Origin of the sequence: Streptomyces sp. NPDC085866, from assembly GCF_044541035.1 — a bacterium.
Lineage (GTDB): Bacteria > Actinomycetota > Actinomycetes > Streptomycetales > Streptomycetaceae > Streptomyces.
Genome location: NZ_JBITSQ010000003.1, coordinates 111194 through 131196, shown reverse-complemented (window position 1 = coordinate 131196; position 20003 = coordinate 111194). Strand labels below are relative to the sequence as shown.

Here is a 20003-nt window from a genome sequence, read left to right as displayed (position 1 = left end):
CACTCCAGGTACCGCGCGTCTTCGTGTGCGTAACCGCCGCAGGCGGCACCCAGCGGTCGAAGAATCGGACAAATCCTGGCAAGGTGGCCCCATGGCTGATCGGGCAGCGAGTGCCCTGTCACTCCCGGAGGACTGGCCCGCCCACCCGGATCCGATTCTGGCGCTCAACCGTATGGGCAGCTTCGACTGGGACCTGGACACCGGTCTGTTCAGCATGGACGCCCAGGCGCACGAGATCTTCGACCTGCGCCCCGACGAGTACGACGGCCACCCCGAGCACCTGTCCGTACGGGTACCCGCCGCGGAGGGCCACCGCCTCGACCTCCTGGTGGCCCAGGCCATCAAGGACGGCCGGGAGAACTACGGCGCGTACTTCCGCGTCCGGCGCCGCGACGGCACCCTGCGCTGGACCCATACCCAGGGCTACATACGGCGCGACGAGACGGGCCGCCCGCGTCGGATCATCGGGATCGTCCGGGACGCCACCGACGAGCTGAGCGAACGCGTGTTCCGCAAGGGCGCGGTCGCGCAGGCGGCCGCCCGGCGCGACCAGACAAACGTTGTCCAGATCGCCACGGCGGCCCTCGCCCACGCCCGCACCGTCCAGGACGTCATCGACGTCGTCACGGACGCCCAGGGCCTGACCCTGCTCGGCTCCACCAGCCTGGTCCTCGGCCTGGTCGAGGCCGGCCGCATCCGGCTGGTCGCCGAGGGCCCCGTGGGCACCTACGTGCCCGGTACCCGCATCACCCGGATCGACGAGCCCTACCCGATGGGCGAGGCGGTGCGGACCCTCAGCCCGTGCTTCATCGAGTCGGCCGAGGAGTTCTCCGAGCGCTTTCCCATCCTGTGGCCGCACATCACGGACATGCACATCACCTCCGCCGCCTATCTGCCGCTGATCGCCCAGGCCCGCCCGATCGGCGCGATGGGCCTGCTCTACAACGACCGCAGCGGCTTCTCGGACGAAGAGCGCAACGTCCTCGTCGCCCTCGGCAGCAGCATCGCGCAGAGCCTGCAGCGGGCCATGCTCTACGAACAGGAGAAGGACCTCGCCCAGGGCCTCCAGCAGGCGATGCTGCCCCGCACCATCCCGAGCGTCCGCGGCGCCGACGTAGCCGTCCGCTACCGCGCCGCCACCGCCGGGGGCACCCTGGGCCGGGACATCGGCGGCGACTGGTACGACCTGATCCCGCTGCCCGGCGGCCGGGTCGGCGCGGTCATCGGCGACGTACAGGGCCACGACACGCACGCGGCGGCCGTGATGGGCCAGCTGAGGATCGTGCTGCGCGCCTACGCCGCCGAGGGGCACACCCCGGCCACCGTGATGGCCCGCGCCTCCGTGTTCCTGCACGAACTCGACACCGACCGCTTCGCCACCTGCCTGTACGCGGAAGCGGATCTGTCCACCGGGGTCGTCCAGGTGGTCCGTGCCGGGCACATCGACCCGCTGGTCCGGCACGCCGACGGCAGCTGCCACCGGGTCCCGGTCGAGGGCGGGCTGCCGCTCGGCCTCTCCGCCGAGTTCGGCCGCCTGGAGTACCCCGTCTCCACCCTCGAGCTCGACCCCGGCCACACCCTGCTGCTGTGCACCGACGGGCTGGTCGAGCAGCCCGGCACCGACCTCGACGACGGGCTGGAGGCCCTCACGAACCTCATCGCCAAGGGTCCGGACGAGGTACGCGACCTCGCCACCCGGCTGATCGAGGTGGCCGAGGAGCGGGGCGGCGACGACGACGTGGCCCTGCTCCTGCTGCGCCGCCGCGTCCCGGAGGCCCCGCGGCCCGGTGGCCGGCTCCAGCAGCACGTGGCACCCGGTGACCCCGAGGCCCTCATCCAGGCCCGGCACATGATCTGCGCCGCGGTCCGCTCCTGGGGCGCCCGGGACCGGGCCGACGAGATCGAGCTGGTCGCCGACGAACTCATCACCAACGTCCTGATGCACACCGAGGGCTCCGCGATCGTCACCCTGCGGGCCCTCGAAGGCAGCGGCCGTCGGCTGCGCGTCGAGGTCGAGGACTCCTCCAGCGCCCTGCCGCGCCGCCGCGACGCCGGGGTGGACGGGGTCTCCGGGCGCGGACTGCTCCTCGTCGACCGGCTCGCCGACGTGTGGGGCGTGGAGGCGCGCGGCGGCGGCAAGTGTGTGTGGTGCGAGTTCCTGGTGTACGAGCGCACCTGACCACAGGGGCCCCGGATGGCACTCTGGACCTATGCCGGAACTCCCCGAGGTGGAAGCCCTCAAGGACTTCCTGACCGAGAACCTGGTCGGCCACGAGGTCGTACGGGTGCTGCCCGTCGCGATCAGCGTCCTGAAGACGTACGACCCTCCCGTCGGCGCGTTCGAGGGCAGCGAGGTCACCGCCGTGCACCGGCACGGGAAGTTCCTCGACATCGAGGGCGGCGCCGGTCTGCACTTCGTCACCCATCTGGCCCGCGCGGGCTGGCTGCAGTGGAAGGACCGGCTCCCGGACGGGCCGCCGCGCCCCGGGAAGGGCCCCCTCGCCCTGCGCGCCGCCCTGGAGACCGGTGCCGGCTTCGACCTCACCGAGGCCGGCACCCAGAAGAAGCTCGCCGTGTACATCGTCCGTGACCCGCAGGAGGTGCCCGGTGTGGCCCGACTCGGCCCGGACCCGCTCGCCGCCGACTTCGACGAGGACCGCCTCGCCGCCCTGCTGAAGGACGAGCGGCGCCAGATCAAGGGCGCCCTGCGCGACCAGAGCCTGATCGCCGGGGTGGGCAACGCCTACAGCGACGAGATCCTCCATGCAGCGAAGATGTCCCCGTTCAAACTTGCCGCGTCCCTGACCGCGGAGGAGACCGAGCGGCTCTACGTGGCGCTGCGCAGCACCCTGACCGAGGCGGTCGAACGCTCACGGGGCCTCGCCGCGGGACGCCTGAAGGCGGAGAAGAAGAGCGGCCTGCGTGTGCACGGCCGCACCGGCGAGCCCTGCCCGGTCTGCGGCGACACCGTCCGCGAGGTCTCCTTCAGCGACTCCTCGCTGCAGTACTGCCCGACCTGCCAGACGGGGGGCAAGTCATTGGCGGACCGCAGGATGTCGCGGCTGCTGAAGTAGCCGGCGCGTTCACAGGTGTTTGGTCACGATGTTGTAGGCGATGCTCATGAGCACGGTCAGGACCAAGACCGGCACCGCGCAGTGCTTCGCCGCCGAGGCCATGGAACGCGTGGCACTCTTCGCCCCTGGGGTGTAGCGCTTGCGCCGCGCGCTGAGATCGCGCCGGGCGAACGCACCGAGGACGAGCGCCGCCGTCGCGGTGATCAGGGCGGTGATGAGGGCCGGGATCACTCCGTGGTGGCGGGCGGACTGTGCGAACGTCTCTTCCGGTCCCACCCTGAGGCCTTCCTCGGCGTACACCGTCGCCACGACTGCCACGATCCAAGTGATCACCGAGGTGACGGCGAGGGCCAGGGCTGCCGCCGCCAACGCGGGTGCGAGCAGGAGTCTGGACTCGGGCCGGTGAGTGAGGCCCGGCTCCTTCACCTCGCTGCCCGTGGGCTTCTTGTCGGGCGGCTTCTCGGGCGGTGGCGGCACCACCTCGGCCTCGACGTGGACCACGGCATCGTCGGCGACCCCTTTCAGCGCGATGTCGCCGCTCAGACGCCCTTCGGTGGACGTGTCGACACCGACGGCCAGACCGTCGGCGGACTCCTCGACCCGCAGCCACTTGCCCGTGGCGTGAGCCACACAGCGGCGGGCCAGGGGTACACCCTGCAGGGTCACGGACTGCTGCGGCACGGCGGCCCCCCGCTCCACCCGGCCGAAGTCCAGGCGGGCCGGAGAGGGCGTGAGGCGGGCGTCGTCCAAGGCGTGCTGCGCCTCGTAGGCGACCTGGACGGTGTCGTCGCGGGCCACGGTTTCCAGGGTCTGGCGAGCCCCCTCGGCGATGCAGAGATTCTGGCTCTTCATGCGGGCACGCAGCTCCCGGACGGCCCCGCGGCGGGTGAAGTCGTTCCTGCTGCGGAGGGCCTCCTGCACGGGACGCGGGATGGGTTCGGCCTCGATCTTGATGCGCCGGTGGCGACTGTGCGCCACCTGCATGCTTCCCTGCATTTCGGCGGTCTTGCTGGGGGTCTGGTTCGGGTTCTGGTCCGTCACGTGCTGGTGGACGTACTTGTACAGGTCGTCGAGGGAGATCTCACCATCGGCGTCGATGTCGGCGTCACCGGTCTCCAGGCCCTCCACCACCGCGTGCGTGAACACCGACGGGCCCGCGGCGTTGTCATCGGTGAGTTCCGTGCCCTCGAAGGCGTACTCCATGGAGTTCGACGCCGTGATGACGGCCCAGCCCCGCCCACCGCTCTGCCTCTCGCCCGGGAAGGCGTCGAGGATGTGTATGTCCCGGGAGGCCTTCATGGACGCTCCGCGGGAGAAGGCCCCCGCGTAACAGCAGTCGAGGAACAGCACGGTGCAGCCCGCGAGCGTGCGGGACATACACCGGTGGACGAAGTAGGCCGGGGTCGTCGTGGCCTCCAGCAGCCCGAGCCGGGTGTCGCGGGCGGCGAAGTAGAGTTCGCCGGACTCGTCCTTGATCCCGTGGCAGGAGAGGTGCACCACCAGGGTGTCGTCACGGCGGCGCTTCTTGAAGAAGTCCTCGATCCGCGTGCGCATGTCCTGCGCGGACCCGTTCCGCAGGACATCCACCTCGAAGTCGCCGATCTCCGGATCGCGCAGCACTCCGGAGAGGGCGTCCGCATCGTGTCCGGGCGCTCTCAGTTTCTTGAGGCCCTGATCCTCGTACGCGTCGTTGGCGATGATCAGCGCGTGCCGGGACTCGCCCATGTCTAGGTCCCCACTGCGGAGTGCTTCTCAAGGAAGATCTTCACCGCATCGGCCACCTGCTCGTCCGTCGCCGCCGAGATCTCCAGGGTGTCCCCGTCCAGCGTCAGGGTCAGCGACGGGCGGGTGTCCCCGAACCGGCCCAGCCAGTCACGGAGCACATTCATCACCTGGCCCAGCCCGGTGAGGGAATTACCCAGGCCCACCAGCAGGGAGCCGACCAGGGCGACGTCCACACATCGTGCGCCGGGGGGTGTCTCTTCCGCGGGGACCGCACGGACATCGTCCGCCGCGCCGGCCGAGAGCAGTTCCTGACGCAGATAGCCGGTCAGCTGCTCCACACGCTCGGCTTCCGCCCCCTCTTCGGAGAGGCAGATCAGCACTTGGTTCTCCACCGGCTCAGCCCCTTCGTGCGAACTCCTAGGGGCGGCGCAGAGCGGACCGTCGGTGGCTCCGCGTCTTCGTTTTCAGTCTCCGCCCATGCCCGTGAGGTGGCAAATCCGTTGCCGGACAACGTGATTGACGCTTCAATGAGGTACTCAGCCGGCGTCGAGCGACACCAGCGGCTGCCCGTCCGCAGTGCGCACCTCGTAGCGGGCGATCTCGTCGGGATGCATGGTGGAGCCCGCCGTGGTCGTGGTCGTCCCGGTGTCGTGGGCGTCCACTTTCCAGCCGCTGACGACCTGCTCCGAGCCGTCGTTGCCGATGACGACCAGCCGGCAGGAGTGCGGTCCGGAGCCGTCCTTCACCTCCAGCCGCATCCGGCTGCCGGAGTATCCGTCCTCGGTGGTCACCTGCGCCCACACGCCCGTTTTCGGGTCGGTCGCCGCGGTGACCCGGGCGGCGGGCTCCTCGTGCCCGGCGTAGACCATGAGGCCCGGCCCGGCCACGGCCAGCACCACCGAGGCGGCCAGACCGTACAGGAAGTGGCGGCGCCGTGCCCGGTGCCGGTGTGCCAGTTCGCCCATCAGCCGGTCGAGCAGTCGGGGACCGGGCTGGGCCATGGGGTGCACGAAGCGCGGCGTGGAGCGGCGGTACAGCATCAACTGCCGTGCCGTGGGACCGAATTCGGTCACCTGTGCCGCGCACTGAGGGCACTCCATGAGGTGGTCCTCGAAGCGGAAGGCCTCCGCCTCGTCCAGCACGCCGAGCGCGTACGCGCCGACGTCGCGATGCCTTTCCAGGGACCTCATGCCGAATCCTCGTGCCTATGGGTGTGGGTGGGGTTACTCCTTGCTCCCATCCGTACGCAGCGGACAACCGAATCACTCAAGACACACACCGAATCGTGACCAAGAGATTCGGAGCCGCCCGGCCCGCGGATTGGTCTGAATTCGAGACGGCTCAGAAAAGATGGATCGCCAGGTGTCCGAGGGGCAGTCCGAGCCGCCAGGCCGGGGTCCACACCTTCGGCCCGTCGTCCTCGCCGAACACCGCGCCGCCGCCCGGCACCGCGTCCAGGTCGGGCGCGAGCAGCTCGGTCTCCTCCAGCCAGCGCCAGGCCTCGGCCGCCAGCGCCAGGTCCGGCGACGGCGCGGCGGCCCCGGCCTCCTCGCCGGCCAGCTGGGCCATCCGCTCGCGCACCCATTCCTGCCACGGCTGGTCGTACGCCGTCAGTGACAGCCAGGTCTCCAGCTGCGAGATCACCCGGATCCCGGACAGCTCGCCGTCGGTGTCGGAGAGGAAGACGGTCAGCGCCAGCGCGTCCCGGCCGGCCCGGAACTCGAAGGACGTCGGCGGCATCAGGTCGCCGGTGCGCAGCAGCTCGTCGGCGATGTACTCGGCGTACAACCAGGCCATGGGAACGGCCAGTTCACCGCCGTCGGTGCCGTCCGTGCTCTCGTGCCCTCTGTGCAGCATCCCTTCCTGCCTTCCTCCGGTGCGTGCGTGTCGCCCGAGACCCTGGACCCAGTGCGGGCGGTCCCCGTCCGGAACACGGATGAGGACAGCTGATTGCCCGAACGGGGGTCGCAGCAAGGCGCTTTACCGAGGTTTGACCCAGCCTTCGGTTTCACCGCAGGTCGGCCGCATAACCCGGAAGGACCCGGCGCAGGGCGCGCAGCGCGTAATACGCGCGAGACTTCACGGTACCGGGTGGAATTCCCAGGGTTTGCGCCGCTTCCGCCACACTGGCCCCGCGGAAGTACACGAGTATCAGGACGTCACGGTGCTCCGGCGTGAGTGTCTTCACAGCCTCCCGGACGTCGAGCATCGTGGCGGCCCGCTCGGCGTGGTCGGCGGTCACCCGCGCGTTCTCGGGCACCTCGTCGCCGACCTCGGGCGGCCGCGCCTGCCGGGCCCGCCGCGCGTCGATCGCCAGCCGCCGGGCGACGGTCAGCAGCCAGGGCCGCACCGAGTCGAAGTCCTCGGCGTGCAGGGCCTCGGGGTGCTGCCAGGCGCGCAGCAGGGTCTCCTGCACGAGGTCCTCGGCACGCTGCCGGTCCCCGTCGCTCAGCCTGAGCAGCAGCGCGAACAGGGGACCGCCGTGCTCGCGCTGGAGTGCGGCGAGCTCGTGCTCGGCGGTCGTCGTCCCGTGGGTGAGTGAGGTTCCGGCCGTCATGGCCGTATGGCAGCGCAAGGTGCCGCCGGGGGACAGCGGGCGCACACGGCTCTGCGACGGACGGTCGATCGTGTCGATGAACGGTAGGGCGAGAGGTGGTCCGTGAGCGCGCGGGGCGGCGCCGGATGGGCTAATTCAGGCGCCCGGACTGTTTGCGTGATGGGTCGGATTCATACCCATATGCCCGTAAATGCCTTGTCTGTAAATACGACGTCTGTGGATACAACGATCCCGGGGTGAGCTGATGATCGGACGCAGAAAGCAGGTGGCGCTGGCCCTGACCGCCCTCCTCGCCGCCGCTGCCGCCTGTCAGAACCACGAGCGGCAGGAGTCCGCGGTCACGGGCCGCCCGGCGCCGTCCGCCGACCGCGGCTTCACCCTCGTCGCCTCCGGCGACGTGCTGCCGCACACCTCCGTCATCGAGCGGGCGCGCTACGACGCCGGCGGCGACGGCTACGACTTCCGCCCGATGCTGTCCGGCGTCGAGCCCGTGGTCAGCGGCGCCGATCTGGCGCTGTGTCACATGGGGACCGTGTACGGCGCGGACGGCGACTACAGCGGCTACCCCGTCTTCAAGTCCCCGCCGCAGATCGCCCAGGGTCTCGCCGCGACCGGCTACGACGGCTGCTCCACCGCCTCCGAGCACGCCCTGGACGACGGCGCCCCCGGCATGCGGCGCACCCTGGACGCCATGGACCGGGCCGGCCTCCGGCACGCCGGAACCGCCCGTACCCAGGGCGAGGCCCGCTCGGTCACGATGCTCCGGGCGGGCGGGGCCCGGGTCGCGCACCTGTCGTACACCTACGGCACCGACGACCGGCCGCTGCCGTCCGGACAGCCCTGGGCCGTCGACCTGATCGACCGGAACCGGATGATCGCCGACGCCCGGGCCGCCCGGAGGGCGGGCGCCGACGTGGTCGTCGTCTCCGTGCACTGGGGCACCGAGTGGCAGGACGACCCCGACCGGCTGCAGCTCACCCTCGCCCGGCAGCTGACGGCCTCGAGGACGAACGGCCGCCCGGACATCGACCTGATCCTCGGCACCCACGCCCATGTCCCGCAGGCGTACGAGAAGGTCAACGGCACCTGGGTGATCTACGGCCTGGGCGACCAGATCGCCGGCGAGATGTACAACGACACGGGCGTGCAGGACTCGCGCGGCAACGACTCCACCCTCGGCCGCTTCACCTTCGCGCCGCCCGCCCGTCCCGGCGAGCGCTGGCAGGTCACCAGGGCCGAGTTCATCCCGCAGATGTACGACCTCGACTCCGGCCGGGTCCGCGACCTCAACCAGGCGATCTCCGACGGCGCCGAGCTGGAAGGGGTGCGCGACCGGATCAGGGAGGTCGTCCTCAGCCGCGGGGCCGCCGACGACGGGCTGGTCATGGGGGAGTGATCACTCGGCGGACTGCGGCCGGGCCAGCGCGGAACGGCGGTAGGAGTAGCCGAAGTAGACCACGCAGCCGATCACGAACCACACCGCGAACCGCACCCAGGTCTGCCACTGCAGGAAGGTGATCAGCCAGATCGAGAAGACGACACCCAGCGCGGGCAGGAACGGCATCCACGGGGTCCGGAAGGTGCGCGGCAGCTCCGGCTGCCGGTAGCGCAGCACGATCACCGCTGCGCACACCACCACGAACGCCAGCAGGATGCCGATGTTGGTCAGCTCGGCCGCCTCGCCGATCGGCAGGAACCCGGCGATGACGGCCGAGGCCGCCCCGACGATCCACGTCACACGGGTCGGCACGTGCCGCGTCGGGTGCGTCTTGGCGAACCAGATCGGCAGCAGCCCGTCCCGGCTCATGCTGAACCACACCCGGGTCACGCCCAGCATGAACGTGAACATCACCGTGAGGATGCCGATGATCGCGCCCACCGCGATCACGTCGGCGAGCTTGTTCAGCCCCACGGACTTGAACGCCGACGAGAAGCCGCTCTCCGGGTCGATCTCCGTGTAGTTCTGCATGCCCGTCAGCACCAGGCATGCCGCCACGTACAGCACCATCGAGATCGCCAGCGAGTAGATGATCGCCTTCGGCATGTGCCGCTGCGCGTCCTTCGACTCCTCCGCCGCGGTCGACATGGCGTCGTAGCCGAACACCGCGAAGAACACGGTCGCTGCACCGGTGAACGCCCCGCTGATGCCGAACGGGAAGAACGGGTGGTAGTTCGCGCTGTTGATGTGGAACACGCCCACCGCGATCACCACCAGCACCACCAGCACCTTCAGAGCGACCACGAACGTCTCGAAGCGGGCCGCGGTACGGATGCCCAGGTTGAGCAGCCAGGCGATCAGCAGACACAGCGCGGCCGCGAACAGGTCGACCCGGTGCCCGTGCCCGGTGCCGGGCGCGCCCAGCATCCAGGCGGGCAGGTTCGCGCCCATCTCCTCGACCAGGAAGCCGAAGTATCCGGAGATGCCGATGGCGACGACGGCCACGATCGCCGTGTACTCCAGCAGCAGGTCCCAGCCGATGAACCAGCCCGCGAACTCGCCGAGCACCGCGTAGCCGTACGTGTACGCCGACCCCGCCTTCGGGATCAGCCCGGCGAACTCGGCGTACGACAGCGCTGCGCAGGCGCTCGCCGCGCCCGCGATGAGGAACGACACCAGCACCGCGGGCCCGGCCGTCTCGTGGGCCACCGTGCCGGCCAGCGTGAAGATGCCCGCCCCGATGATGCCGCCGACACCGATCGCCGTGAGCTGCCACAGCCCGAGCGACCGCTCCAGCTGGGGCCCCTCGCTGATCTCGGTGTCCTCGATGTGCTCGATGGGTTTGCGGCGGAGAATTCCCTCACCCATACGGAGCTTGGCCATGTGCCTCACCTCTTCACCGATGGCAAACGGCTGACGGCGGATCATGATGGCTCAGGGCAGACGCGTACGGAAGACGCCACGCACGGGCGCGGAGGGCTCGGTCCAGTCCGGTGTCCAGGTGCGGCCCTGCGGCCGGGCGGGGCGGCGGCCGGCGAGGTGGGCGCGCAGGGCGGCGAGCGCCGGGTGCGGGTTGGCGGTGACCCACAACAGGGAGTGCGGGTAGACGGGTGTCGGGTCGAGCAGCGGGATCCGGCGCAGATCGTGGCCGGCCGGCCACACCAGCCGGGTCTGCTCACTGACGAGGGTCGCCAGGGTGCTGTCTTCGGCGACCGCGTCCTGCACCGCCCCGGTGAAGTTGGGGCCCGAGGAGTCGATGGTGAGCCCGAACTCGGCCGCGAGGGAGGCGTAGTAGGCGGCCCACTCGGTGCCGTCCACGATGCCCGGCATCCAGATCCGGTGCCCGGCCAGGTCCCCGGGCGAGACCGAGCGGAGTCCGGCCAGGGCGTGCCGCGGGCCGGTGAGCAGCTGGATCGGTTCGTCGTGGACACGTGCGGCCTCGACGCCCCTGGGCAGCGGCCGTCCGGGCATGGCGACGGCACGGAAGGACGCGTCGACCGTCCCGGAGCGCAGGGCGGTGAGCGCCGAGTCCACGTCGAAGAGCGTGACGACGTCCAGGGCCACCTCCGGGTGCGCCTCGTGGAAGTCGCGCAGCAGCGCCGCGGGGGCGAGCCGCGGGCCGATCACATCGACCCGCAGAGCGCGCCGCCCGGGCCGTACGGCGGCGGTGGCCCGCTCCTCGGCCAGCAGCAGCTCGTGGGCGTGCGGCAGGAAGGCCCGACCGTCGACGGTCAGGGCGGCACCCCGGGCGGTACGGGTGAACAGCCGGACGCCGAGCTCCTTCTCCAGCGCGGCGATCCGCTTGGAGACGGCCTGCTGGGTGACCGCCAGCACGGCGGCGGCCTCCTGGAACTGTCCCGAGTCGGCCACGGTGACGAAGGTGCGCACTGCCTTGAGGTCCACTTCACCACCGTACAACCGATGGTTGTGATGCCTGATCCGGAGGTTGTTTGCTTCGGCGGCCACCTGCCCGATTTCATGTCCCGGGTCAACGGGGAGGTTGTTCATGGGACGGCGGTTCGGGTGGCTGTGGGCCGCGTACTCGGCGAGTGCGATCGGCACGTATCTCGCCTTCGACGCGTTCTCGGTGATCGCGGTCCTCGCGCTGCACGCCGGACCGGCCGAGGTGGCACTGCTCGCCGCGACCGGGCCCGCCGTGGGCGCCGTGGCGGCGGTGCCGCTCGGGCCGTGGGTGGAGTTCCGGCGCAAGCGGCCGGTGATGATGGCGATGGACCTGGCCAGGTTCGCCGCACTGCTCACCGTCCCCGCCGCCTACGCGCTCGGCGGCCTGGGCCTGGGGCAGCTGCTGCTGGTGTCGATCATCGTCGCGGCGGCCGACATCACCTTCAACGCGGCCTCCGGCGCCTTTCTGAAGACGCTCGTCCCGGCCGGCCGGCTGCTCACGGCGAACTCCCGGTTCGAGTCCACGAACTGGACCGCCCTGATCCTCGGACCGCCCCTCGGCGGCGCCGCGATCGGCCTGTTCGGCCCGGTCGCGACGGTCGTGGCGAACGCGGTCAGCTTTCTGCTGTCGGCGCTGGGCATCCGGGCCGTGGGCGGCGGCGAGCCCCGCCCCGAGCGCACCGGCGTGGAGCGCCTGCGGGCCGCCGACCTGCTCGACGGCTGGCGGTACATCCTCACCAGTGCGGCCCTGCGGCCGCTGTTCTTCAACAACCTCGCGGTCAACGCCCTGATCATGGTCGCCGTACCACCGCTGGCCGTCCTCATGCTCGGCCCGCTCGGCTTCGCCCCCTGGCAGTACGGCCTCGCCTTCGCCGTGCCCTGCCTCGGCGGACTCCTCGGCTCCCGGCTGGCCCGCCCGCTGGTCGCCCGCTACGGCCGGCGGCGGGTACTGCGCACCGCGGGCACCCTGCGTGCCGTCTGGCCCCTCGGGCTGGCCTTCGTCGGGCCCGGCCTGCCCGGCCTGCTGCTGGTGATGGCCGTGGAGTTCGGGGTGATCACCAGCTCGGGCGTCTACAACCCCGTGTACGCCACCCGCCGCCTGGAATGCACCCCGAACGACCGGGTCGCCCGCACCCTGTCCGCCTGGTCCATCACCGGCAAGGCCACCACGGCCGCGCTGACCGCCCTGTGGGGCCTGCTGGCGAGCCTCACCGGCCCGCGCACCGCCATCGCCCTGGCGGGAGTCCTGCTCCTCGCGACCCTGCCGCTGCTCCGGAAGGAGACGACTACGGTACGACCGTCACCGGCCACCGTCCCGCCTTCACCAGCCGGACCGCCACCGAGCCGATGATCCGGTGCCCCGCCTGCTCGGAGGCGCCCACCACGACCGCGTCGGCCTTCAGCTCGTCCGCCGCCTTCACCAGGCCGTTGTAGGCGTCGCCACGGAAGGTGTGGAACTCCCAGCGCACGTCGAATATCCCCTTGACGCGCTCCGTCGCCTCCCGGATCTGGGCGATCAGGTCCTCGGCGATCTCGTCGGTCGTCTCCGCCACCGGAGCCCCGAGCGCCGCCCCCGCCGCGAGCACCGGCTGCACGTACACCACCGCCAGCAGCGCGTGCTGCCGCCGGGCCAGACCGCCCGCGTAGGCCGCGGCCCGCATCGAGGAGTCGGAGCCGTCCACCCCGACCACGATGACCTTGGGCCCGTCCGTGCCCCGCTCGAACTGGTGCGCGTGCTGTTCGTGCTGCTCCGTCACATCCCGAGGCTATCGGAACCAGTGCTTCCCGCCGAGGCCGGGCCCTGCTCGACGGGCGCGCCGCGCCGCCCCTTCCTACAGTCGGAACCATGACTGCCACCGCCGGGCCGGCCGCACGGAGGGATGCCAAGGGCCCGGTACGCCCGCCCGCCGCCGGACGCCTCGGCCGGGTGCCCGAGGCCTTCGCCGCCCTCTTCGCCGCGCTCGGCCTGCTGTGCGCCCTGCTCGCGATCTTCGCCCCGCTGCGCCGCCTGCTGCGCCCGGTCGTCCGCACCCTCGACCTGTTCCTGGTCCCGATCAGCGCCAACCTCGCCTACGCCGTCTTCCTGTTCCTGCTGGCCGCCGCCACCGGCGCCCGCAAGAAGGTCGCCTGGTGGCTGGTCGTCGTCTATCTGGGCCTGGTCGTGGTCGGCGACATCCTCGGCGTGGCCCTCGGCCAGTACACCGAGTCGGTGCCGTCCCTCGTGCTGTGCGGCCTGCTGCTGCTCCTGCTGGTGACGGCACGCAAGGAGTTCTACGCCGCCTCCCGCCGCGGTGCCGTGTGGCGGGCCCTCGGCGTACTGCTGGCCGGCCTCGCCGTGGCGATCCTGGCCGGCTGGGGCCTGGTCGCGCTCTTCCCGGGCACCCTCCCGCAGAGCCAGCACCTGGCCTGGGCCGCCGACCGGGTGTGCGGCGGACTGGTGTCCAACAGCGCCTTCGACGGCCGCCCGCCCCGCAAGGTCACCTTCCTGCTCGGCCTGTTCGGCGCGCTCGCCCTGCTGAACGCGGCCGCCGCGCTGTTCCGTTCACAGCGCCTGGAGGCGGCCCTGCACGGCGACGAGGAGGCCCGCATCCGCGCCCTGCTCGGGGCCTACGGCGACCAGGACTCGCTCGGCTACTTCGCCACCCGCCGTGACAAGGCCGTCGTCTTCTCCTCCAGTGGCAAGGCCGCCGTCACCTACCGCGTCGAAGCCGGCGTGTGTCTCGCCAGCGGCGACCCCGTCGGCGACCCGGAGGCCTGGCCGCACGCCATCGAGGCGTGGCTGGACGTGGCCCGCCGGCACGCCTGGGCACCCGCCGTGATGGGCGCATCCGAGGACGGCGCCCGCGCCTACGCCCGGGCCGGACTCGGCGCCCTCCAGCTCGGCGACGAGGCCATCCTGCACGTGCCCGGATTCGATCTGGACGGCCGGGACATGCGCGTCACCCGCCAGGCCGTGCACCGCGTCCGCCGCACCGGCGCCTCCTGCCGCATCCGCCGCCACGCCACCCTCACCGACCACGAGATGGTGGAGATCGTCGACAAGGCCGACGCCTGGCGGGACACCGAGACCGAACGCGGCTTCTCCATGGCCCTGGACCGGCTGGGCGACCCCGCCGACGGCGACTGCCTCCTCGCGGAGGCCCTCAGCGACGACGGCAGGCTCCTCGCGCTGCTCTCCTTCGTGCCCTGGGGCCGCGAAGGCGTCTCCCTGGACCTGATGCGCCGTGACCGCGCCGCCCCCAACGGGGTCATGGAGTTCATGGTCGCCGAACTGTGCGCGGCCGCCCCGAAACTCGGCGTGCACCGGATCTCGCTGAACTTCGCCGTCTTCCGGTCCGTCTTCGAGGAGGGCGCCCGCATCGGCGCCGGCCCCGTCCTCAGACTCTGGCGCCGGCTGCTGCTGTTCTTCTCCCGCTGGTGGCAGCTGGAGGCCCTCTACCGCTCCAACGCCAAGTTCCAGCCGGAGTGGTACCCGCGCTTCATCTGCTACGGCGAGACCGCCTCCCTCGCCCGGATCGGTCTCGCCTCCGGCATCGCCGAGGGTTTCGTCTCCGTACCGTCCCTGCGCAAACTCTGGGGAAAGGGGCACCCGAAGACGGGGCAGCGACCCGCCACCACCGAGGGCCTGCCGCCCCTGGCGATGCTCGGCCTCGAAGGAGGGGACGAGGCCGGGCCCGCCGCCCCGGACGCGGGCCTGCCCGACCAGGTCCGCGTCCGGCACCGCACGCTCGACCGCCTGCGCGCCACCGGCACCGACCCGTACCCGGTCGGCGTGCCCGCCCCCACCCACTCCCTCGCCGAGGTCCGGCAGGGCGAGGACGTCACCGTGGCCGGACGCGTCATGCTGGTCCGCGACTTCGGCGGCATCGTCTTCGTCGTCCTGCGCGACTGGTCGGGGGACCACCAACTCGCCCTCACCCGCGACCGCTCCGGAGCCGCCCTGGACCGTTTCCGGACCGACACCGACATCGGCGACCACATCACCGCCACCGGCCGCGCGGGCCGCAGCGACAAGGGCGAGCCCACCGTCTTCGTCACCTCCTGGCAGCTGACCGGCAAGTGCCTGCGCCCGCTGCCCGACAAGCGCCGCGGGCTCGCCGACCCCGAGGCCAAGGTCCGCCGGCGCTACCTCGACCTGGTCACCAGCCCCGACGCCCGCCAGGTGATCCGTGCCCGCTCCACCGCCGTACAGGCCCTGCGCCAGGGCCTGCTGGACCGCGGCTTCCTCGAGGTCGAGACCCCGATGCTGCAGCAGATCCACGGCGGCGCCAACGCCCGCCCCTTCACCACCCACATCAACGCCTACGACCTCGACCTGTACCTGCGCATCGCCCCCGAGCTGTACCTGAAGCGACTGTGCGTCGGCGGTCTGGAGAAGGTCTTCGAGCTGGGCCGCACCTTCCGCAACGAGGGCGTCTCCTACAAGCACAACCCCGAGTTCACGATGCTGGAGGCCTACCAGGCGCACGCCGACTACGACGTGATGCTCCACCTGACCCGCGAGCTGATCCAGGGCGCCGCCACTGCCGCCTTCGGCTCCCCGGTCGCCCGGAAGGACGGCCGGGAGTACGACATCTCGGGACCGTGGCCGGTGAAGACCGTGTACGGGGCGCTGTCCGAGGTGCTGGACGAGGAGATCGGCCCCGGCACCGAACTGCTCAGACTGCACCGGCTGTGCGACCGGACCGGTGTGCCGTACACCGCCGACGACGGCCCCGGTGACGTGGTCCTGGAGATGTACGAGCGGCTGCTCGAGGAACGCACCCAGCTTCCCACCTTCTACAAGGACTTCCCGACCGAGGTCTCACCGCTCACCCGGCAGCACCGCGCCGACCCGCGGCTCGCCGAACGCTGGGACCTCGTCGCCTTCGGTACCGAACTCGGCACCGCCTACTCCGAGCTGACGGACCCCGTCGAACAGCGCCGCCGGCTCACCGCACAGTCCCTGCTGGCCGCGGGCGGCGACCCCGAGGCCATGGAACTGGACGAGGAGTTCCTCGACGCCCTCGAGTACGCGATGCCACCGACCGGCGGGCTCGGCATCGGCGTCGACCGGCTCGTCATGTTCCTCACCGGCCTGACGATCCGGGAGACCCTGCCGTTCCCGCTGGTGCGCCGTCGCTGACGCCCGGATCCGGGGCGGTGGTCCGCAGGCCCTGCCAGGGCAGGGTCAGCAGCGCGACCGCAGCGGCGGCCAGGGCGAGAGCCACGCCGAGTTCGAAGCAGTCCCGGAATGCGCCGGAGAGGACTGCCTGGTAGGTCTTGTGATCGTTGTACGACATGGACGTCCCCTGCTCGACGACCGTGAGGACGCCGACGAACAGTGACGCGCCGAGGCCGGCGCCCAGCTGCCGGGAGGAGTTCAGCCCCCGGGGCAGCGCGCCGCTCCCGGACCGCGTGAAGCTCACCGGCAGGGCGAGCACACCGCAGCCGTAGGCGAGCAGCAGCAGCGGCGGCAGCACGTCGGCCAAGTGGTACGAGCGACCCCCGAGGCTCAACAGGACGAACCCTGCCGCCGCCATACCGCAGGCCACCGCGACCGTGGCGGCGAGGCCGACGCGTGCGGCGAGCACGGGCAGGGTCAGCCAGCCCAGCACCAGACCGGCGACGGCGGGCAACAGGGCCCATCCCACGGACTCGGGGGAGAGGCCGCCCAGGATCTGCAGGGCGATCGTGAGGACCAGCGAGGCACCGGCCAGACAAGCCGCCAGCAGCGCCATCACGGTGTACGCGCCGAGCGCGGCCCGCTCCCGGTACAGCCGGGTGAACAGGGACGGCTCATCCCCGCGCCGGCCGAGCCAGCTCAGCGAGGACGGCGTCAGCGCACCGGCCACCGCGACGGCGGTGATCGTGGTCGGGGACACGCTGTGGTCCCCGAGCCAGTCGGCGAGCCAGGCGAGGAAGCCCAGCGGGAGGACGGCCGCCGCGGCGCGGCCCACCCGGGACCGGGCCTCGGGGCCGGGTGCGGACTCCGTGAGCGCCACCGGAACCAGCAGCAGGAGCAGTGCACCGACGACGGCCTGGGCCCAGAAGACCGCCGCACCCGAGTCCATCGTGGACAGCAGCATGGTGGACGGCAGCACCACCGCCGGTCCGGCCGCCGCGACCACCACGAAGTGCACGCTCAGCGCCCGGTCACGGCTGCGGCCCTCCGGATGCGTGGATTCGATCAGCGCCACCGCACCGGCCGTGATCGCCGCCGCGGCCACCCCCTGTACCGCCCGCGAGGTCAGCAGCACCCCGGCGTCCTGCGTCACCCCGGACGCCGCGGCGGCGGCACTCGACAGCACGAGCCCGCCCATCAGCACCCGCCGCTGCCCGAAGGCCTCGCCGAGAGCCACCGCGAGCACCGGCAGCGCGGCGAAACACACGCTGTACGTGGTGATCAGCCACGTCAGCCCGTCGACGGACATCCGCGCGCGGGCCGAAATCCACGGCAGCGCCATCGCGAAGGCCGTCGTGTCGAAGACGACCAGTACCTGGGCGGCGCCCAGCAGCACCACCGCCAATCGCCTGCGGGCCACTCCACTCGTTCCCCCGTGCACGACCAACCCGGCTCGACCTCCATCTGCAACACCGGTCACCTTCAGACGGACTGAGCGATTATCAGAAACCCGGTCGGCGGTTCACAAGTCCGCCCGGTGCTGCGCCGACCGAGTGGAATCCCGCCGCCGCAACGGTGTCGCTGTGGTGCGCCGGAGGCCTGCGGGGCGAGTGATGAGTCATGCAGAAGGATCATTTGTTCACACGGCGCCGGATGCTTCTCTCCTCAGCCGTCGCTCTGGGAGCCGCGGGCACCGCCGGAATCGTCATGACGGAAGGCGACGACGAGGTGGCCCGCATCGCCGCACCGGTCGCCGGCCCACCGGCCCTGCAGGCGCTCAAGCCCTCCGCCTACCGCCTCCAGCCGCTCACCGGATACGGCCCGCCGCGCACCGCGCCACGCAAGCTCAAGGAACGCCACGAGCCCATCCTGCAGATCTCCGGACGCGGCCGGCAGATGATGCTGACCTTCGACGACGGACCCGACGCCCGCTACACCCCGCACATTCTCGACACCCTCGCCAAGTACGGCGTGCGGGCGATGTTCTTCGTGTGCGGGGAGATGGTCGTCACCAACAAGGAACTGCTGGCCCGGATGGCCGACGAGGGGCACGTCGTCGGCAACCACACCTACACGCACCCGCTGCTGACCACCCTCGACCGCCGGGCGATCCGCTCGGAGATGGAGCGGACCAGCGACGTCATCGAGGACGCCTACGGGGAGCGCCCCCAGTGGTTCCGCGCACCCTACGGCGCCTGGAACCGGGCGGCTTTCCAACTGGGCGCCGACATGGGCATGGAACCGATGGCCTGGAGCGTCGACACCACCGACTGGGAGACGCCCGGCACGGGCACCATCGTCGACCGGGTGGAGAGCGGTGCCGCCCCCGGTGTCGTGGTGCTCTCCCACGACGCCGGGGGCGACCGGTCGCAGAGCGTCCACGCGATCCGCGAATACCTGCCCTATCTGCTCGACTCCGGCTATCAGCTCACCGTGCCGCGTCGCCGTCCGTCGTGACCTGGCGCTCGCCGGCCCGGTCGCGACGGCTCACGCGACCGAGGCCAGGCGGGCGAACACGACGACGTTCCCGTCGTAGCCGTTCTGCTTCGAGAAACCGCCGCCGCAGGTGATCACCCGCAGTTCCGCCGTGCCCTTGGAGCCGTACACCCGGTCGCTCGGGAAGCTGTTCTTCGCGAAGACCTCGACTCCGTAGACCTCGAACACCGCGGTCCTTCCGTCCTTGCGCACGACGTCGACCCGGCTTCCCTTCTGCAGGGCCCCGAGTCCGTAGAACACGGCGGGGCCCTGCTTGTTGTCGACGTGCCCGACGACGACCGAGGTGCCCTTCTCGCCGGGCGAGACCGAACCGGTGAACCAGCCCGCCAGGTTGGAATCCTCCGGCGGCGGAGCGCCGATCCAGCCCTGGGCGTCCAGCCCGACGGGCGTGACGGGCGCGTCGACCCGGATCGAGGGGATCCGGATCCGGTCGGCGGCGGCGAACGGCAGGGCGGCGGGGCCGCTCGCGAAGGGGCTCGGGGTGGCACCGCCGTCCGCTGTCGCCGCCGCTGCCGACGCCGGCTGCGGTGGCCCGACGTCGAATTCTCCGGAACCATTCCGAATGAGCGCCAGGCCGGACAGCAGAACGAGCGCGATCACGCCCCAAGGGGCGCGCCTCTTCCGCTCCTCCTCCTCGGCCAGCTCGGCCAGCACGGACGCAGACATTCGCATGGGAAAAACCTAAGTCCCGTACGAGCGACGGGGCGACGGGGCGACGGGCGAACGGGTGGTCCGTCACCCTGTTGGTGCGCCATACGAGTTGCAGCCGAAAGGATTTTTCTGACGGTCCGTGACCTGCGGCAATATCCGATTGTGTGGTTTTCCCGTGGCGTGTCCGCTCACCAGGACGGACCATTCTCGACATGCGGGCGTGTTCCGGGCGTCGGAGGGTTCTGTCGGGAGGTGCCTTCTCGCCGATAGTCCGGGTACGGGACCCGGAGTGCCTCCCGCGGAGGTTCACATGCGAAACCAACGTGCCCTGGCGGCCGCGTGCGCAGCGGTCGCCGTGCTCGGGCCGGCCGCCCCCGTGGCCGTAGCGGACGGCATGGGCGGCGGAGGCGGCTCGAACACCGTCATCACCATCCCGGGCAACGGCAACATCGGGAACGGCCTCGGGAACAACAACGGCAACTTCTGCCAGGGGAACAACAACGGACGGGGCGACAACTTCGGCCGGGGCGACAACGGCCGGTGCGACAACTTCGA

General features: G+C 71.4%; 16 protein-coding genes. 6 read left to right on the top strand and 10 right to left on the bottom strand.

What is annotated here, in order from left to right:
* The first annotated feature begins 91 nt into the window (after positions 1-91).
* Positions 92-2179 carry a SpoIIE family protein phosphatase gene (locus ACIF83_RS07395; protein ID WP_393470977.1) on the top strand — a complete coding sequence of 696 codons (2088 nt, stop codon included), beginning with the start codon at positions 92-94 and terminating at the stop codon, positions 2177-2179.
* Positions 2180-2210: 31 nt separating this feature from the next.
* Entirely contained in the window at positions 2211-3074 is an 864-nt protein-coding gene (locus ACIF83_RS07390) for an Fpg/Nei family DNA glycosylase (RefSeq protein ID WP_399724276.1), read from the top strand.
* 9 nt (positions 3075-3083) lie between these two features.
* On the opposite strand, the gene ACIF83_RS07385 is transcribed toward ACIF83_RS07390, so the two are convergent.
* From ACIF83_RS07385 to ACIF83_RS07365, 5 genes are all read right to left on the bottom strand, one after another.
* Positions 3084-4799 (bottom strand): caspase domain-containing protein, encoded by a 1716-nt coding sequence (locus ACIF83_RS07385; RefSeq protein WP_399724273.1) that lies wholly within the window; start codon positions 4797-4799, stop codon positions 3084-3086.
* Positions 4800-4801: 2 nt separating this feature from the next.
* Positions 4802-5191: a hypothetical protein gene (locus ACIF83_RS07380; protein ID WP_393470986.1), complete on the bottom strand. Its 390-nt coding sequence runs from the start codon at positions 5189-5191 to the stop codon at positions 4802-4804.
* 144 nt (positions 5192-5335) lie between these two features.
* Positions 5336-5989 (bottom strand): zf-HC2 domain-containing protein, encoded by a 654-nt coding sequence (locus ACIF83_RS07375; RefSeq protein WP_399724270.1) that lies wholly within the window; start codon positions 5987-5989, stop codon positions 5336-5338.
* A 151-nt stretch (positions 5990-6140) separates the two neighbouring features.
* Entirely contained in the window at positions 6141-6656 is a 516-nt protein-coding gene (locus tag ACIF83_RS07370) for a hypothetical protein (RefSeq protein WP_398137931.1), read from the bottom strand.
* Between the two features lie 151 nt (positions 6657-6807).
* A complete protein-coding gene (locus ACIF83_RS07365) occupies positions 6808-7356 on the bottom strand; it encodes a sigma-70 family RNA polymerase sigma factor (RefSeq protein WP_398137932.1) in 549 nt (182 codons plus the stop codon).
* Between the two features lie 244 nt (positions 7357-7600).
* On the opposite strand from ACIF83_RS07365, the gene ACIF83_RS07360 reads away from it, so the two are divergent.
* Complete coding sequence (locus ACIF83_RS07360; RefSeq protein ID WP_399724267.1) at positions 7601-8752, top strand: CapA family protein; 1152 nt, start codon at positions 7601-7603, stop codon at positions 8750-8752.
* Here the strand turns inward: ACIF83_RS07360 and ACIF83_RS07355 are convergent, their stop codons facing one another.
* On the bottom strand, positions 8753-10177 hold the full coding sequence (locus ACIF83_RS07355; RefSeq protein WP_393471001.1) for an amino acid permease: 1425 nt from the start codon (positions 10175-10177) through the stop codon (positions 8753-8755). It lies immediately after the preceding gene.
* Positions 10178-10228: 51 nt separating this feature from the next.
* Positions 10229-11197, bottom strand: coding sequence for a LysR family transcriptional regulator (locus tag ACIF83_RS07350; protein ID WP_399724264.1), 969 nt, complete (start codon positions 11195-11197; stop codon positions 10229-10231).
* A gap of 103 nt (positions 11198-11300) precedes the next feature.
* Between ACIF83_RS07350 and ACIF83_RS07345 the strand changes: the two genes are divergently transcribed.
* Positions 11301-12548, top strand: a complete 1248-nt coding sequence (locus tag ACIF83_RS07345) for an MFS transporter (protein WP_393471006.1) — start codon at positions 11301-11303, stop codon at positions 12546-12548.
* Here ACIF83_RS07345 and ACIF83_RS07340 read toward each other — a convergent pair.
* Positions 12484-12954, bottom strand: a complete 471-nt coding sequence (locus tag ACIF83_RS07340) for a universal stress protein (RefSeq protein ID WP_398137934.1) — start codon at positions 12952-12954, stop codon at positions 12484-12486. The two genes, ACIF83_RS07345 and ACIF83_RS07340, sit on opposite strands and share 65 nt — an antisense overlap.
* Positions 12955-13043: 89 nt before the next feature.
* Here ACIF83_RS07340 and lysX point away from each other — a divergent pair, with 89 nt between their 5' ends.
* Positions 13044-16322 carry a bifunctional lysylphosphatidylglycerol synthetase/lysine--tRNA ligase LysX gene (lysX, locus tag ACIF83_RS07335; RefSeq protein WP_399724259.1) on the top strand — a complete coding sequence of 1093 codons (3279 nt, stop codon included), beginning with the start codon at positions 13044-13046 and terminating at the stop codon, positions 16320-16322.
* Here lysX and ACIF83_RS07330 read toward each other — a convergent pair.
* Complete coding sequence (locus ACIF83_RS07330; RefSeq protein ID WP_393471015.1) at positions 16267-17721, bottom strand: MFS transporter; 1455 nt, start codon at positions 17719-17721, stop codon at positions 16267-16269. The two genes, lysX and ACIF83_RS07330, sit on opposite strands and share 56 nt — an antisense overlap.
* 200 nt (positions 17722-17921) lie before the next feature.
* Here ACIF83_RS07330 and ACIF83_RS07325 point away from each other — a divergent pair, with 200 nt between their 5' ends.
* Positions 17922-18758: a polysaccharide deacetylase family protein gene (locus tag ACIF83_RS07325; protein WP_398137937.1), complete on the top strand. Its 837-nt coding sequence runs from the start codon at positions 17922-17924 to the stop codon at positions 18756-18758.
* A 30-nt stretch (positions 18759-18788) separates the two neighbouring features.
* Here the strand turns inward: ACIF83_RS07325 and ACIF83_RS07320 are convergent, their stop codons facing one another.
* Positions 18789-19463, bottom strand: coding sequence for a class F sortase (locus tag ACIF83_RS07320; protein WP_393471331.1), 675 nt, complete (start codon positions 19461-19463; stop codon positions 18789-18791).
* Positions 19464-20003 lie beyond the last annotated feature (540 nt).